This window comes from Streptomyces sp. NPDC058872, from assembly GCF_042743065.1.
GTDB lineage: Bacteria > Actinomycetota > Actinomycetes > Streptomycetales > Streptomycetaceae > Streptomyces.
Window position 1 is genome coordinate 24159 of record NZ_JBHYMK010000039.1, and the last position, 14598, is coordinate 38756.

General features: G+C 70.7%; 14 protein-coding genes. 8 read left to right on the forward strand and 6 right to left on the reverse strand.

Going from position 1 to position 14598, the window contains the following annotated elements:
• Positions 1–380 precede the first annotated feature (380 nt).
• Together ACFW22_RS23600 and ACFW22_RS23605 are read left to right on the forward strand one after the other, a co-directional pair.
• On the forward strand, positions 381–1430 hold the full coding sequence (locus ACFW22_RS23600; protein WP_386408000.1) for an NlpC/P60 family protein: 1050 nt from the start codon (positions 381–383) through the stop codon (positions 1428–1430).
• A 239-nt stretch (positions 1431–1669) separates the two neighbouring features.
• Complete coding sequence (locus ACFW22_RS23605) at positions 1670–3007, forward strand: PP2C family protein-serine/threonine phosphatase (RefSeq protein ID WP_386408002.1); 1338 nt, start codon at positions 1670–1672, stop codon at positions 3005–3007.
• Between the two features lie 90 nt (positions 3008–3097).
• Here the strand turns inward: ACFW22_RS23605 and ACFW22_RS23610 are convergent, their stop codons facing one another.
• The 3 genes from ACFW22_RS23610 to ACFW22_RS23620 all read right to left on the reverse strand — a co-directional run bounded on the left by ACFW22_RS23610 (position 3098) and on the right by ACFW22_RS23620 (position 4559).
• The gene (locus tag ACFW22_RS23610) at positions 3098–3442 is read right to left on the reverse strand and encodes a DUF2516 family protein (RefSeq protein ID WP_386408004.1); all 345 of its coding nucleotides are present in this window, start codon (positions 3440–3442) and stop codon (positions 3098–3100) included.
• Positions 3443–3533: 91 nt separating this feature from the next.
• A complete protein-coding gene (locus tag ACFW22_RS23615; RefSeq protein WP_386408006.1) occupies positions 3534–4118 on the reverse strand; it encodes a hypothetical protein in 585 nt (194 codons plus the stop codon).
• Positions 4119–4145: 27 nt separating this feature from the next.
• Positions 4146–4559, reverse strand: a complete 414-nt coding sequence (locus ACFW22_RS23620; protein ID WP_384887643.1) for a helix-turn-helix domain-containing protein — start codon at positions 4557–4559, stop codon at positions 4146–4148.
• Positions 4560–4798: 239 nt separating this feature from the next.
• Between ACFW22_RS23620 and ACFW22_RS23625 the strand changes: the two genes are divergently transcribed.
• The 3 genes from ACFW22_RS23625 to ACFW22_RS23635 all read left to right on the forward strand — a co-directional run bounded on the left by ACFW22_RS23625 (position 4799) and on the right by ACFW22_RS23635 (position 9436).
• Entirely contained in the window at positions 4799–5740 is a 942-nt protein-coding gene (locus ACFW22_RS23625) for a hypothetical protein (RefSeq protein ID WP_386408008.1), read from the forward strand.
• Positions 5741–5839: 99 nt separating this feature from the next.
• Positions 5840–7570, forward strand: a complete 1731-nt coding sequence (locus tag ACFW22_RS23630; RefSeq protein ID WP_386408010.1) for an ISL3 family transposase — start codon at positions 5840–5842, stop codon at positions 7568–7570.
• 786 nt (positions 7571–8356) lie between these two features.
• Positions 8357–9436 carry a MerR family transcriptional regulator gene (locus tag ACFW22_RS23635; RefSeq protein WP_386408012.1) on the forward strand — a complete coding sequence of 360 codons (1080 nt, stop codon included), beginning with the start codon at positions 8357–8359 and terminating at the stop codon, positions 9434–9436.
• Positions 9437–9982: 546 nt separating this feature from the next.
• On the opposite strand, the gene ACFW22_RS23640 is transcribed toward ACFW22_RS23635, so the two are convergent.
• Together ACFW22_RS23640 and ACFW22_RS23645 are read right to left on the reverse strand one after the other, a co-directional pair.
• The gene (locus tag ACFW22_RS23640; protein WP_386408014.1) at positions 9983–10831 is read right to left on the reverse strand and encodes a putative RNA methyltransferase; all 849 of its coding nucleotides are present in this window, start codon (positions 10829–10831) and stop codon (positions 9983–9985) included.
• 416 nt (positions 10832–11247) lie between these two features.
• On the reverse strand, positions 11248–11541 hold the full coding sequence (locus ACFW22_RS23645; RefSeq protein WP_386408016.1) for a hypothetical protein: 294 nt from the start codon (positions 11539–11541) through the stop codon (positions 11248–11250).
• 90 nt (positions 11542–11631) lie between these two features.
• Here ACFW22_RS23645 and ACFW22_RS23650 point away from each other — a divergent pair, with 90 nt between their 5' ends.
• From ACFW22_RS23650 to ACFW22_RS23660, 3 genes are all read left to right on the forward strand, one after another.
• The gene (locus ACFW22_RS23650) at positions 11632–12255 is read left to right on the forward strand and encodes a histidine phosphatase family protein (RefSeq protein ID WP_386408018.1); all 624 of its coding nucleotides are present in this window, start codon (positions 11632–11634) and stop codon (positions 12253–12255) included.
• A gap of 151 nt (positions 12256–12406) precedes the next feature.
• Positions 12407–12823: a helix-turn-helix transcriptional regulator gene (locus ACFW22_RS23655; RefSeq protein WP_386408094.1), complete on the forward strand. Its 417-nt coding sequence runs from the start codon at positions 12407–12409 to the stop codon at positions 12821–12823.
• A 10-nt stretch (positions 12824–12833) separates the two neighbouring features.
• Positions 12834–13253: a VOC family protein gene (locus tag ACFW22_RS23660; protein ID WP_386408020.1), complete on the forward strand. Its 420-nt coding sequence runs from the start codon at positions 12834–12836 to the stop codon at positions 13251–13253.
• 64 nt (positions 13254–13317) lie between these two features.
• Here the strand turns inward: ACFW22_RS23660 and ACFW22_RS23665 are convergent, their stop codons facing one another.
• Positions 13318–14562 carry a GNAT family N-acetyltransferase gene (locus tag ACFW22_RS23665; protein WP_386408022.1) on the reverse strand — a complete coding sequence of 415 codons (1245 nt, stop codon included), beginning with the start codon at positions 14560–14562 and terminating at the stop codon, positions 13318–13320.
• Positions 14563–14598 lie beyond the last annotated feature (36 nt).

A 14598-nucleotide genomic window follows, 5' to 3' on the forward strand; every position in this document is an offset into this window, starting at 1 on the left:
TGAGGGCGACCGGACCGATGACGGCGACCGGACCGATGGCGGTGGCCGGGCCGATGGCGGTGGCCGGGCCGATGGCGGTGGCCGGACCGATAGCGGTGGCCCGGATGTCGGCGGTGGCCCGGGCTCCGACGGTCCGGGGTGGAGACGGTCCGGGGTGGAGACGGCCTTCCTCCTCGGTCTCCGTTCTTGGCTCCCGCCGTTTTCCCGCTTTTCCCCCCACCGGGGGAACGCCACGCCCGTTTCCCTCGTCCCTGTGGAAGGAGCCGGCCCGACAGGCCACGGATTCCTCTGTTACTTTCCGGTTTCCCATGGCACTATCGCCGAAGTCACCTTCGGGTTACTGACGGTAAATCACATCTGGGTCACTCGAGGGGGAGCTCGTGAACCGACGCCGCCACGCCATCGCCGCGATCACCGTGATCTGCGCCCTGACCGTGCTGGCCTCCCCCGCGCTGACCCTCCAGGCCTCGGCCGCACCGCTCCCCCCTCCCGCGCCGAAGAAGAGCCTGGAGGAGGTGCGCCAGGAGATCGAGACCCTGTACCGACAGGCCGCCGTCGCGACCGACGCGTACAACCTCGCCGAGGAGAGGGCCGAGGAGCAGTCCGCCGAGATCGTCGAGCTCGCCCGGATGATCGTCGAAGGCCGGGAGAAGATCTCCGTCCTCAAGGCGAAGGCCGGCGCCGCCGCCCGGGCCCAGTACCGCAACGGCGGGCTCCCCGACGGCGCGCAGCTCGTCCTCACGAACGATCCGCAGCTCTTCCTGGACAACGCCGGTCGCCTCAAGGCCGGCGCGAAGGCCACCAGCGACCTCCTGGGCGAGATGACCCGCACCCAGGCCGAGTTGGACGTCTATGCCAAGGACGCCAGCACCAACTGGACCACGTTGGAGGCCGACCGCGTCAAGCAGGCCCAGGCGAAGAAGGAGATCAACGAGAAGATCGCCGCCGCCGAGAAGCTGGAGGACCAGCTCGAGGCCGAGGAACGCGAGCGGCTGCGGCGCCTGGAAGAAGAGGCCCGCTCCCGGGCCCAGGCGGCCTGGCTCGACACCGGCGTCCTCGACGGGACGAAGACGGGGGCCACGCCGGAGGGCAAGAAGGCCGTCGCCTTCGCCACGGCCCAGATCGGCAAGCCGTACGTGTGGGGGGCCGAGGGGCCCGGCTCGTACGACTGCTCCGGCCTGACCCAGAGCGCCTGGGGCGCAGCGGGCAGGAACATCCCGCGGACCTCGCAGGAGCAGTGGCGGCTGCTGCCGCACGTGGACGTCAAGGACATGCGGCCCGGCGACCTGATCGTCTACTACAAGGACGCGAGCCACATCGGGATGTACGTCGGAAACGGGACGATCGTGCACGCACCGCGCCCGGGGCGGAACGTGACCCTCGCGGGTGCGGGATCCATGGAGATCCTCGGAGTCGTCCGCCCTTCGTGACGCAGGACACCGCGCGCCCCGGACGCCCGGGGCGTGACCTTTCTCATGGGCCCGGAGCCCCCGCACGGACCGCGCGGGGGCAAGTACCTCCCCTTCCGCGGCATATGCCAAGCACGACGCGCGTACTCATGGGTTGATCACCATTCCGTTGCGCACCGCCCTACCGCTATGGTCCGGGACGGGCGGGACGCCACCCGGCGCCCTGCGCACCCTCGGGGGGAGGGAAGGAACCCGGACCGATGCCCGTATCCGTACCGCGCCAGAGAAACGTCTCTGCCGCTGCGGGACCCGGCGCTACCACTCCCATGGACGCCACTCCCATGACAGGCACAGTCACAGGAACCGATCGCACCGACCTCACCCTCCTGGTCGTCGAGGACGACCCGGCGGGTGTGCTCGCCGTACCCGAAATGCTGGACGCCGCGGACGCCGCCGGCACCCGGGTGCGGATCCGCACCGCCCGGAACCTCACCGAGGCCGAGCGGCTCCTCACCGACGACGTCCACTGCGTCCTGGTCGACCTCTCCCTGCACGATCCGCGGACGGCCGTCGAGGACGATCCGCTCGCCCCGCTGCGGCACATCCTTCGGCTCGCCCCGCGCCACGCCGTGCTGGCGCTCGCCGGCTCCGCCGACGCCGAGCTCGCGGCGGAGGCGGTACGGGTCGGCGCCCAGGACCACCTCTTCCGCGAGGAGCTCGACGGGCGACTGCTCAGCCGGGCCATCCGGTACGCCGTCGAACGCAAGCGGGCCGACGTCGTCCAGGTGAAGCTGGCCGAGTCACGGCTGCGGGCCCAGGAGAACGCCCGCCTGGAACGCGGTCTCCTGCCCACCCCGCTGCTCCAGGGCTCCGAGCTGCGGTTCGCCTCCCGCTACCGCCCCGGTCGCTCCCGCGCCCTGCTCGGCGGGGACTTCTACGACACCGTCCGCACGCCCGACGGCACGGTCCACGCCATGATCGGCGACGTGTGCGGACACGGCCCCGACGAGGCCGCACTCGGCGTCGAGCTGCGGATCGCCTGGCGGGCCCTGACCTTCGCCGGCCTGTGCGGGGACGAGCTGCTGTCGACGCTGCAGCAGGTCCTGGAGCACGAGCGGGAGAGCGAGGAGATCTTCGCGACCCTCTGCACCGTCGACATCGCCCCCGACGGGCGCCGGGCCGGGCTCTGCCTGGCCGGCCACCCCACCCCGCTGATCGCCCGGCACGGGCGGGCGGCCCAGCTGCTGCCGTACGAGGACGGCGGCCCGGCCCTCGGACTGCTGCCGCGCGCCCGCTGGCCGCGCCGCCAGGTCGAGCTGGGCGGAGCCTGGACCCTGCTGATGTACACGGACGGGCTGATCGAGGGCCGTTCTGCCGGCCCGGGCTCGCCGCGACTCGGTCAGGACGGGATGGTCGGGATGATCAACCGGCAGTTGGCGGCCGGCCTGCGGGGCGAGGAGCTCCTGGAGGCGGCCGTGACCGAGGTCCGGGCGCTGAACGGCGGCGAGCTGACGGACGACGTGGCGGTGCTGGCCCTGGAGCGGGACCGGAACCGGGACAAGGGCCGGGACAAGGGCCGGGGCCGGGGCCGTAGCTAGGCTCCCGAGCACGGAAACGGCCGGACACGGGGCAGGGCCCGGGGACTCGCCCCGGGCCCTGCCCCGTGTGCCGTGCGTACCGACCGGCCGCTACCGGCCGCCGTTGTAGGGGCCGTACGGCCCGTCGCTGCTGGAGCCCCCGCCGCGGCGGCCCCGGCCCCCGCCGGAGACCTGGGCGAGCGCGGGACGCACGTCCACCATGAAGACGATGGCCGCGATGAGCCCCGCGATCTGCAGGAACAGCATCGGCAGCAACAGGTTCAGGCCGAGGTTGATGCCGAGGATGATCAGCCAGAACTTCTTCGTCTTCTTGTCGGCGGCGCGATACGCGTCCTCGCGTGCCATGGCGGCGAAGACGAGCGCGGCGACGGCGAAGCCGGTGAAGACCAGGAACATCACCAGGAACAGAAGGGAGTCGAATCCCGCGCGCAACATGCTGAGCACCGCCTAGGAAGGATGGGAAGAGAGCGCCTCGCGGTCAAGGTACCCGGTACAACGCGCCGGGTACCCGCATTGGTGCCCGGCCCTACTCCTTCTCGGCGGGCGCAGCGGTCTTCTTGGCCGGGGCCTTGCGGGCGGTGGGCTTCCGGGTGGACGCCTTCTTGCCCTCGGGCGCGGCCTCGGCAGTCACCTCGGGCGTTGCCTCGGCCTCTGCGGCCGCGGCCGGCGCCTTCGGCTCCGGCTCGACCACGACGGCGATCTCGGTGATCTCCTCGGCGGCCTCGCCCCGCCAGGCCCGGACGGCGTCCTCGCCGTGGGCGGCGACCTCTTCGTACTTCTCGCGCGCCTTGACCGCGTACTCGGCGGCGACGCCGACGCCCCGGAGGGCGAGGTCCTGGGCGGTCTCGCCGAGCTTCTTGAAGTCGGTGTCCAGCCCGCCGACGACCTCGGCGAACTTCGACTGCACGGTGGCCTGGGCCTCCTTGGCCTGCGTGGTCACCTTCTCCTGCACGGCCTTCGGGTCGGTCTTCCGCACGGCGTCCAGCCGCGCGGGCGCCTCGGCGGCGAGCTGCTCGATCAGGCCGGGAACCTTCTTGGCCTGCTGCACGGCGAGGTCGGCGGTGCCGGCGGCGAAGTAGAGGGGGGTACGCAGTTCGTCGATGATGGCCATGCTGGTGGTCCTCCCGGATGTGACGTGCTAGCTCGACGGCGGTGCGGCATCGGGGGCGGCGTCCGGCGCGACCTCCGCCGCCTGTGCGGCGGCCTCGGCGGCGTTCTCCTTGCGGAAGGAGTCGTAGATCTGGAGCAGCACCTGCTTCTGGCGCTCGTTGATGGAGGGATCGGCCAGGATGACGGCGCGCGTCTCCAGCTCCTCCCGCTCCTTCTCGTCCAGGATCCCGGCGCGCACGTAGAGCGTCTCGGCAGAGATCCTCAGGGCCTTGGCGACCTGCTGGAGGACCTCGGCGCTGGGCTTGCGCAGCCCGCGCTCGATCTGGCTCAGGTACGGGTTCGACACCCCGGCGGCGTCGGCGAGCTGACGCAGGGAGAGCTGCGCGGTCCGCCGCTGCTCGCGGAGGTACTCGCCGAGGTTGCCGACGTTGAGCGATGCCATGCTCCGACCATGCCAGCTCTTGCTAGCTATTGCAAGCAACTGCTTGCAATAGTCACCCCGGGCGGCGGGGCCCGTGCTGTGCCTCGCAGCGATAGCCGTCACTTCGCAGGGACGTCTGTCACCAGGCAGTCGCAGTCGCAGTCGCGCCAGTTGAGCTTTGCCTCGTGGAGTGTGTGGGTCGTGTCGACCGGCCAAGGGAGCCATCGGGGTCTACCGCGTCAGCCGTTTACGCTCTCGGCATGCAACGCAGCGATGTCACGAGGGACGATGGCACGTGGGTGGGCCTGTCCCTCGACGCACAGGACCCCCACCAGCCGGGGCTGTGCGTGTTCAGCGCCGGGCCGCAACTCCTGGTCTCCCAGATGTCGCAGCCTGTGTTGATCGCCGTTGTCGACGGGCAGCTCCAGGGCGTGCACTTCTGGCGCACCCACGAGTACCGCTCGTTCGTCCCGCCGTTGCGCGCCGATGTGGGGCGTGCCCTGGCGGGAAGCCCACAGCGGTGGGCGCACCGCTTTTCGCAGTACCTCATCGACTCACCACACAGCCCGCTGCATGAAGGCCGATGGCTGCTCTCAGGCGACAGTCCGCTCCGCCGCTGGAATCATCCCGGCACCTCTCATGCCGAGCACTGGAGCTCGATGCTCGTCGACGGCCATCCAGACGGCCTCATCGACTGGTACCTCCATTCTCATTCGTGGGAGGTCCTTCCCCTGCGGCCCATGCCCGGTGCCGACGACAGCCGGGTCAAGGCGTACCGCAAGCAGGCCCGTGAAGGGACGCTCCCGCCCGTCCTGTTGTGGTGGGTCAGCGGCCTGGACTGCCATCTGATCCTGGACGGGCACGCGCGGCTCGCCGCGGCGATCGCCGAATCCGTGGAACCTCCGCTGCTGCAGTTGCACCGCACGGTGCCGCGCGATGACCTGGCCGTGCGCATCGATCAGGCCGTGGGCTTCTACGAGGACGAACTGGCGCGCTTCGCCGAACTCCGCAACGTCCACGGCCCCACCGTCCCGGACGGCGCCGCCACGGCCGGCCCGCAGCTCGCCCGTCTCCTGCACGACCTGAACACCGCGGAACAGCCGACCTGGGCCTGGCCCCTACCCGGCGGCGAGGACCAGTGGCGTCGCATCACACGCGAGGTGACAGCCGGCCAGGACTGGCCCCAAACTCGTGAACATTGACCTGCCCGCCAACGGGGTGCCTCCCGCGCTCGTCGACAAACGACTCCCGATCTCGGTTCTGGCACAGATCTTGGGGAGCCGTCGCGGAGCGTTACCTCGATGTTCGATTGCGAGGGACTGGCTCGCGCGAGACGGCGTGCGCCTTGTCGTCTGACGGCCCAAAGTGACGCTCCCTCAGGTGCATTCCGTTCGCTGCCCTGGTCGGCGGTGGACGGTGATGGTGCTGGTCATGCAGATCGATGCACTGTTATTGGATTCGCTGGTGTTCGAGGGGATCGACGAGGTGGAGGTCGAGGCGGCCACGGCCGCGTTCGGCACGGTCGAGGCGGTGGCGAGAGGTCGCGCGGTCGCGCGGTCGCGGCGGCATGTCCGGACTGCGGCCTCTTCTCGGATCGAGTCCACGATCGTTACCAGCGCAGGCTGAAGGATCTTCCGCTCGCTGATCGGGGCTTTGTGATCCGGCTGACGGTCAGGCGTTTCATCTGCGGGTCGGCGGACTGTCCACGCCGGACATTCGTCGAGCCGTTTTCGCGACTGGCCGCCCCGTACGCACGGCTCACCACGCGGCTCAACCGCGCTCTGGAGCGGGTGGGGCTCGCCCTGGCGGGACGGGCCGGCGCTCGGCTGGCTGCCCAGCTCGGCTTCGGTGCGGGGCGGATGACCTTGTTACGCAGGGTCATGGCATTGCCCGATCCGCGATGCAGCACGCCGCGGGTTCTGGGCGTGGACGACTTCGCGATCCGTCGCGGCCAGACCTACTCCACGGTCTTGACCAGCGTCGAAGACCATCGCGTGGTCGATGTGCTCCCGACCCGCGAGGCCGGACCGCTGGCCGCCTGGCTGATCCGCCATCCCGGCGTGGAGATCATCTGTCGGGACCGGGCCGGCGCCTATGGCGAGGGTGCCCGGCGCGGCGCCCCCGACGCTCTGCAGGTCGCCGACCGGTTCCATCTGTGGCAGGGCCTCGGCCGGGCCGTGGAGACCTGGGTCGCCGCCCACCGCGACTGCCTGCGCAATCCGACGCCCCTCGGCACCCTGCCGCAGGACACACAGCTGGCTCCCCAGCCGCCTCAGAACGAAGCGGAGCCCGCTGGCCGTCGGGCCGAGCGCAAGAAGGCCGCACACGCCCTGGTCCACGAGATGCTCGCCCAGGGCCACTCGCGCCGGGCGATCGCCCGACACCTGGGCTGGGGCCTCAATACGGTGCTCCGGTACGCAAACGCGGCACGCTGGCAGGACACCATCCGCGAGAACCGGCCCCGGCCCAGCAGGCTGGACCCCTACAAGCCCTACCTGGAACGACGATTCGCCGAGGGATGCACCAGCGTCACCCGGCTGCACGGCGAGCTGGTCGCCGAGCACGCTCCTGTCACCTACGGCATGGTCCGAGCACACATCGCCACCTTGCGCGAGGCTCCATCCGCCGCACCGCCACGGCCGCCGACGGTGCGGCAGGTGACCGGCTGGCTCACACGCCACCCCACGTCCCTGAGCGAGGAGGACCGGGCCGGTCTGAAGGACGTCCTGACCCGCTGCCCCGAACTGGACACGGCCGCCGGCCACGTCCGCGACTTCGGCGAGATCCTCACCGACCGCCTCGGCGCCACCCTCCCTGCTTGGATCGACGCAGTCGACGCCAGCCGGCTGCCCGGCCTCACCGGCTTCGCACTCCACCTGCACCGAGACCTCGACGCCGTGACCGCGGGCCTCACCCTGGACTGGAGCTCGGGCAGCATCGAAGGCGCCGTGAACCGCATCAAAAAGATCAAGAGGCAGCTTTATGGCCGAGCCGGCTTCCACCTGCTCCGGAAGATGATCCTGCTGCAATAGCTTGGAGGTAGCGTCTTGCTGATGCGGGTTCGGCGGGCTAGAACTTCTTGTGATCATTTTTGTGTGTGCCGCCTGCGCCCGCCCTCTGACCAGGGTTGTGCAGCTGTCCGAGACCCTGGTCAGACCAGAGTTCGACGGGCAAATTGGACCTGACGGGTATCGCCGGGCCCCGGCCACGATGCATGCGGGGCTCTATGCCCTGGAGCCCGAGCCATGGGGAGCTCCGTTCCTGCCGACCGACGAACCCGTCGCGGTGTTTCCCGGCGGGCCTTGTGTCGGCGATCCGGATGGAGACGGGTTCCTGACTTCCGCAGGTCCCCGAAACACGTTCGTCCTCCATCCCGACGACGCACCTGACCTGCTGCCCGACCTTGAGGGGGATCACACAGGCTGCTGCGGCTGGCATGGGCAGAGCGGCCTGAACCGGCTGTGCCCATGTGGCGCTGCCGTAGGAACAGAGATCAGCGAGTGTTACACCGCGTACGAACTCCACCTCGACCCAGCACAGGTCCATGCGCTGAATGCCAGCATCGTCGGACCACCGTCAAAGTTCGGTGAGGCAGAACAATAGGCGTGGAGCCGAGGCTCAACCTCCCACATCATCGAACACCACGATGACTCTCCGCGACGGCTCCCCAAAATCTGTGCCAGAACCCCGATCTCGTGTACAAAGCCACGGCGTGACTCACGAACAGAACCGACGGGGCTCTCGGTTGACCTTCACCTTGGGGGAGCCCGCAGCATCGGTGGGGCCGGGCGACGTGCCCGGCACGAGGAGGAACGGACATGGAGTTGCTGACCATCGGGACGTTCGCGAAGGCGTCCCGGCTGTCGCCGAAGGCGCTACGTCTTTACGACGAGCTCGGCCTTCTGACTCCCGCCCGCGTCGACCCGCTGACCGGCTACCGCCTCTACGCACCGGAGCAACTGGATCGGGCCCGGCTGGTTGCCTGGCTCCGACGGCTCGGGATGCCCCTCGCCCGCATCCAGCAGGTCTGCGCCCTGGCGGCAGGCCCGGCGGCCGAAGAGGTCCGTGCGTTCTGGGCACAGGTCGAAGCCGACACGGCCGCACGGCGGGACTTGGCCGCCTTCCTCGTCGACCACCTTTCCTGGAAGGACCCCGCCGTGGCACCGACCGCCAAGCCCCTGGGCATCCGTTACGCCGCCCTTTCCGACACCGGCCTCGTCCGCGAGAGCAACCAGGACACCGTCTACGCGGGGTCCCGCCTGCTCGCCGTCGCCGACGGCTACGGCAGCGGAGGTGCCCCCGCAAGCGCCGCCGCCGTCGACGCGCTCAAGCGCCTCGAAACCGACGACGTCCCGGCGGGAAACCTCCTCGACGTCCTCGAAGACGCGATCGACCGGGCCGAGCAGGCCGTGCACGGCGTCTCCGCACCCGGCCCCTCCCCCGAAGACGCCGGGACCACGCTCACCGCGATGCTCTGGACCGGGTCGCAGTTGGCCCTCGTCCACATCGGGGACTCCCGCGTCTACCTGCTGCGTGGTGGAAGGCTGTTCCAGATCACCCAGGACCACACCCTGGTGCAGGCGATGGTCGACGAAGGACGACTCAGCCCGGAAGAAGCCGCCTCCCACCCCCAGCGGTCGCTACTGGTCCGCGCCCTGGGCCAAGGAGCCGACTCCACGCCCGACGTGCGCCTGCGCGACGCCCGACAGGGGGACCGCTACCTGCTCTGCTCGGACGGCCTGTCCGCCGTCGTGCCGGCCGAAGAGATCCGCCGGGTGCTCTCCGACGCCAGCGGGCCCGAACACGCGGTCCACGAACTCATCGCCCTCGCCAACGACTCCGGCGGCCCCGACAACGTCAGCTGCGTGGTCGCCGATGTCATGGAGCTCCAGCAGTAGGAGCGAGCGGCATGCACTTCGAGTTGCACCAAATCCGCTCTCATGAACTCATCCGCGAGGCAGACGAATACCGAATCGCCCTGCAAGTCAGGAAAGCCAAATCGGCCCCCCGATCCATACTGGCCAGTACATGGCGACCGACTCCACGGCGCCTGCTGGCTTGGCTCCGCGGGTGAACCACCACGCTGCCTACGGTTGAGCGGGACACCGACCGCCAACTTGTCCCACTCAACCGTAGGCACCGCAGGTCAGAACCTCGCCCTGCCCACAGTTATCTGAGACAGGACAGCAGGTGTCCGTTCCCGGTCCATCTGCGGTTTCCCACCGGGCCTGCGGTGTGCAGTGAACAGGTCCCGGACGACCTGCTCGGCGAGCTGTTCCCCCCGGGCCGTCTGTCCGCGAGGGCGATGCCTCCGCTCCTGTTGATCGGGGGAGAGCGCGACGGCCTGCGGGCGGACGCCCCGCCTTCCCCGAATTGCCCGAGAAGGCGGGGCGCCAGGCGGACCCATGGGTTCGTCGGTCAGCAGGCGCGTCCGCCGCTCGTGGTCACCGCGGCCGGTAGGAGGTGGCGAGCACGGAGACGGTGACCCGGTCAGGTAGGGAACCGTGATCGCTCAGGTCCGCGTGGGTCAGGTGGCGTGCGCTCGGTGTCATCCCCACCAGGTCGATGGCTTCTTGCCCGGTCAGGGGTGCGGTGTATTCGACGTGCTGGGTACCGGCGGCCTCGAAGTAGGGGTTCAACGCCTGTTGCAGGCGCTGTTCCTTGTCCGGGTCGATCGCGACCATCGCGGGGACCTTGCCCCGTAGCTCCACCAGGTGCCGCTCGACGGGGCGCACCACGATCAACCGGCCGGTCGGACGGAGCACCCGGTGGAACTCGGCCGGGTTGCGCGGGGCGAACACGTCCAGCACGACGTCGACCGCCCGGTCAGCCACGGGGAAGGGGCGGAAGACGTCCCAGCTCGCCGCAGCAGCTCGCGGATGGACCCGGGCCGCCGAACGCAGGGCGCGTACTGACGCATCCACCCCCAAGCCGCAGGCACCGGGCAGCTGATCGAGTACGCCGGCCAGGTAGTAGCCGGTGCCGCATCCGATGTCCACGACCGCGCCTTGACCAGGCAGGACATCGGCTGTCATGCGGGTCAGGGTCTGGCGGATCGGGGCGTACCTGCCGGTGGACAGGAACCGGTTTCGGGCCTGAACCATGGCGGCGTCGTCACCGCTGGTGGCGCGGATGCCCGTGAGGAGGCTGACGTAGCCCTGACGGGCGATGTCGAAGGTGTGGCCCGCCCGGCAGCGCAGTGAGCCGCGGGCGGGTCGGAGACGGGCGCGGCATACCGGGCAGCGCAGCACGTCGAGGAACGGTTCGAGGGCAGGGGGAAACAACGCAGGCACGAGGCACTCCTGGCAACGGCGAAGGGAAAGGACCGTGCCCGTACGCGCTCGCAGAAGTCGCCGTCCCAAGAAGAACGGGAGCCGGCATCGCGCCGCCCCCGTGCGGGCGACGCAAGGAAGAGGAACCACGTGACAGGCACACCAAGGAGGGCGACGCCCTACGGCATCGCCCTCAACGCCTCGTGATCACAGAGCCTGGGTGTGCTGGGTCCACATGCCCACACCTTACGAGCCCTGCCGAAAGCCCCTTGCCTCGGCTCAGCGGTTACGAGTCATGGCGTGGCGACGGGGGGATCGTGCCGGAGCGTGCAACCACCCGGACGAGGGGTCTGGTCCTCTTCAAGGTGCCTCGTCACCACACCCGCTGACCAGCCCGTTCCACCCTCCGGCTCAGGGCGGAAGAGGCTCGCTGGCGGTTAGCCCAACGCGTTGCGGCAGTGCGCCCATGCCGACTCGGACAGCAGGGGGCGCCACCGGGCGAACAGCCTGAGCAGGCTGGCGCCGTGCTCGGTTCGGATCTTCGGGCTGACCGCTGCGAGATCCAGCTCGTTGGCGGCGGTCAGCTCGGCGAAATCCCGGCGCTGGCCGAGACTCGGCTGGACCCTGGCACCGGTGAATCGGTCGAGGAGCATCGCGTCACCCTCGGCAAACCTCCGGTAGGTGGCCTTGCGGTCGCAGGAGGCGTACAGGTAGTCGGGTCCCGGCCCCAACCGGCCGGGACCGCCGCGACGAAACCACGGCCCCGCATCCCGACGTCCGTCCCCACGACAAGAAGTCCGGACGACGACGGAGCGAGGAACATGACGGACACCGCCGCTCGGCACCTCTACCTGGCCCGGCACGCCGAAGCCTCGGCGGACGGAACGGGCCTGACGGAAAACGGCCGCCGCCAAGCCGTTCTCCTCGGCGAACGCCTGCGGGGCGTCCCCCTTTCGGTGATCCACCACGGGCCGCTGCCCCGGGCCCGACAGACCGCCCGACTGGTCGGCGCACAACTCGACGCCGTCCCGCTGCGCCAGTCGGAACTGGCCGGCGACTACGTCCCCCACCTGCCCACGCGGGCGGAACTGCCGCCGGATTCGGCCGACGGGATGCTCGGTTTCCTCGCACGGCTGCCCGAGGAGGAGCGCGAACGCGGTCCGGCGCTGGCCCGGGAGGCGCTCGCAGAGTTCACCGGTCCGGTCCGTGGTGACCACCCCCGCCACGAGCTGGTCGTCACCCACAACTTCCTCGTCGGTTGGCTGGTCCGCGCCGCCCTCGACGCACCCGAGTGGCGCTGGATGGGGCTCAACCACGGCAACGCGGCCCTGACGGTGATCCGTTACGCACCCGGCATGCCGTCCTCCCTGGCGCTCCACAACGACATGCGGCACCTGCCCGCAGAACTGCGCTGGACCGGCTTCCCCACCGAACACCACACCTGAGCAGGAAGGCCGTGCGCCCCGCCCCGCGTTCGAAGCCGCACGCGACCGGCTCCTCCCGCAAGGCCGTTCGGGCCTTTCCGCGGCCGGACGGTGACATCCTGGGGGCGTGGACCTGGACGACCTGAAGAGACTGCGCCGCGCGCGGGACACCATGGACCGCGACTACGCGTCGCCGCTGGACGTGCCGGCCCTGGCCCGGGTCGCCCTGATGTCGACGGGGCACTTCGCCCGCAGCTTCCGCGCCGCCTACGGCGAGACCCCGTACGGCTATCTGATGACCCGCCGCGTCGAGCGGGCCAAGGCCCTGCTGCGGCGGGGGGACCTGTCCGTCACGGAGGTCTGCTTCGAGGTGGGCTGCACCTCGCTCGGTTCGTTCAGCTCGCGCTTCACCGAGCTGGTCGGGGAGACCCCGAGCGCCTACCGGGCCCGCAGCCACGCAGAGGACGCCGCAGTTCCGGCGTGCGTCGCCAAGGTGCACACCCGACCGGTGCGGAACGGCACGCCGCCCCTCGACCCCGGTGCCGAACCGATCAGGAACGGAGAAGCGGGAGCGAACGCCGCGCCGTAGCGTCGACGGCATGGACACCATCACCCTCTCCCAGTGCTTCATCACCGTCGACGACGCCGACGAGGCGCTCGGCTTCTACCGCGACGCGGTCGGCCTCGAAGTCCGCAACGACGTCGGCTACCAGGGCATGCGCTGGGTGACCATGGGCTCGCCCGCACAGCCGGACGTGTCGGTCGTGCTGGAGACCCCGCTCCCGGACCCCGGCGCCTCCGAGGCGGACCGGCAGGCGGTCAAGGACCTCCTCGCCAAGGGCCTGCTGCGCGGGACGATCTTCGCCACCGAGGACGTCGACGCCACCTTCGAGCGCATCCGGGCCGCCGGCGCCGAGGTGCTCCAGGAGCCCGTCGACCAGCACTACGGCGTCCGGGACTGCGCCTTCCGCGACCCGGCCGGCAACATGATCCGCTTCTCCCAGCCCCGCAAGGCCTGAGACGGCCCCGGCGGCGGGGCGGTCCCGGCGGCGGGGAGCCCCGGGCGGTTCGGGACGCGCGGGCTCAGAAGATGTCCGGCGAGAACGGTCGCAGCGGGGTGCGGAACAGCAGGTCGGCGCGGGCCGCCGCCCCCGCCGTCTGCTCCTCGACGCGCCCGAGCCGGGCCAGCCGCACCGCCGACTCGTCACCGAACGCGAGCACGGCCAGTTCCGCGACGTCACAGGCGAGGTCGGCGGACTCGGTGGTGCGGACGCAGGCCGCGCCCGCCGGGGAGGCGTCGAGGCGGTAGCGCCCGCCCGCCAGGCCGTCCCGGTCCCCGAGGTCGAGCACCAGGCTGCCCTCCACCGGGTACGCACGGCCCTGGAGGACCCGGGCCACGTCCAGGACCCGGACCCACAGCATGTCCACGTGCGTCAGCACCCTGGCCGCCCGGGGGTCCGGCAGCAGCAACGGCAGCAGCTCGTCGGGCGCCCGGTAGCCGGAGCGGACCGTGACGACCCAGTCGATCGAACAGAGGTAGAGCCACAGGGCGCGCTCGGCCGCCGGGGTGACCGCGATCAGGTCCCGGACGGTCGCCGTGTTCATCGGCTGCTTGGCGTCGCCCCACTTGTCGTCGGCGGTGTACGCGGCGTACCCCTCGACCTCGCCGGACTCCGACCGGTACACCGCGTAGTACGGCTCCCGCCACGGCTCGCTCTGGTGACCGAGCCCGGTGCCGAGTTCCCAGCCGCGCGCGTCGCGGTTGGTGACGCCGGCCCGGACGCCGGCCAGTCGGCGGTGCAGCTCGGGACCGATCTTGCGGATCTCCTCACCCTCCGTCAGGTCGATCCGGCCGCCGTCCTCCGGGCGACCCGAACGGCGCGGATCGAGGCCGGTCCGGCGCACGTCCACGCTCCACTCGGTGACCCAGCTCGCCGGGCCGAAGCCGAACCGGCCGTAGATCGGGTACTCGGCGGCGATCAGCGTCGCGACCGCGTCGCCCCGCTCCTTCGCGGCGGCGAGGTCCGCAGCCATCATCCGGCTCAACAGGCCGCGCCTGCGGTGCGTCGGGGCCACCGTGACCTGGGTGATCGCATCGGCGGCCAGACTGCCGCCGCCGACCGTGCTGACCTCCTGGCGGAAGGACCGGAAGGTGGCGACGATCCGGTCCCGGTCGAAGGCCCCGAGCGTCCGGGCGAGGTCCACGTGCGCCAGCCGGTCCGCGACCTCGGCGTCGGAGACGACCGGTGTCCGCAGGAAGCCCGTGCGCAAGGCCCTTTGCCAGTCGTGGAACTGGGACTCCGTCACCGCACGCACGTCGACGCTCATGCTCCGACCCTACGCACGGCACCGGCCGGCCCGCAC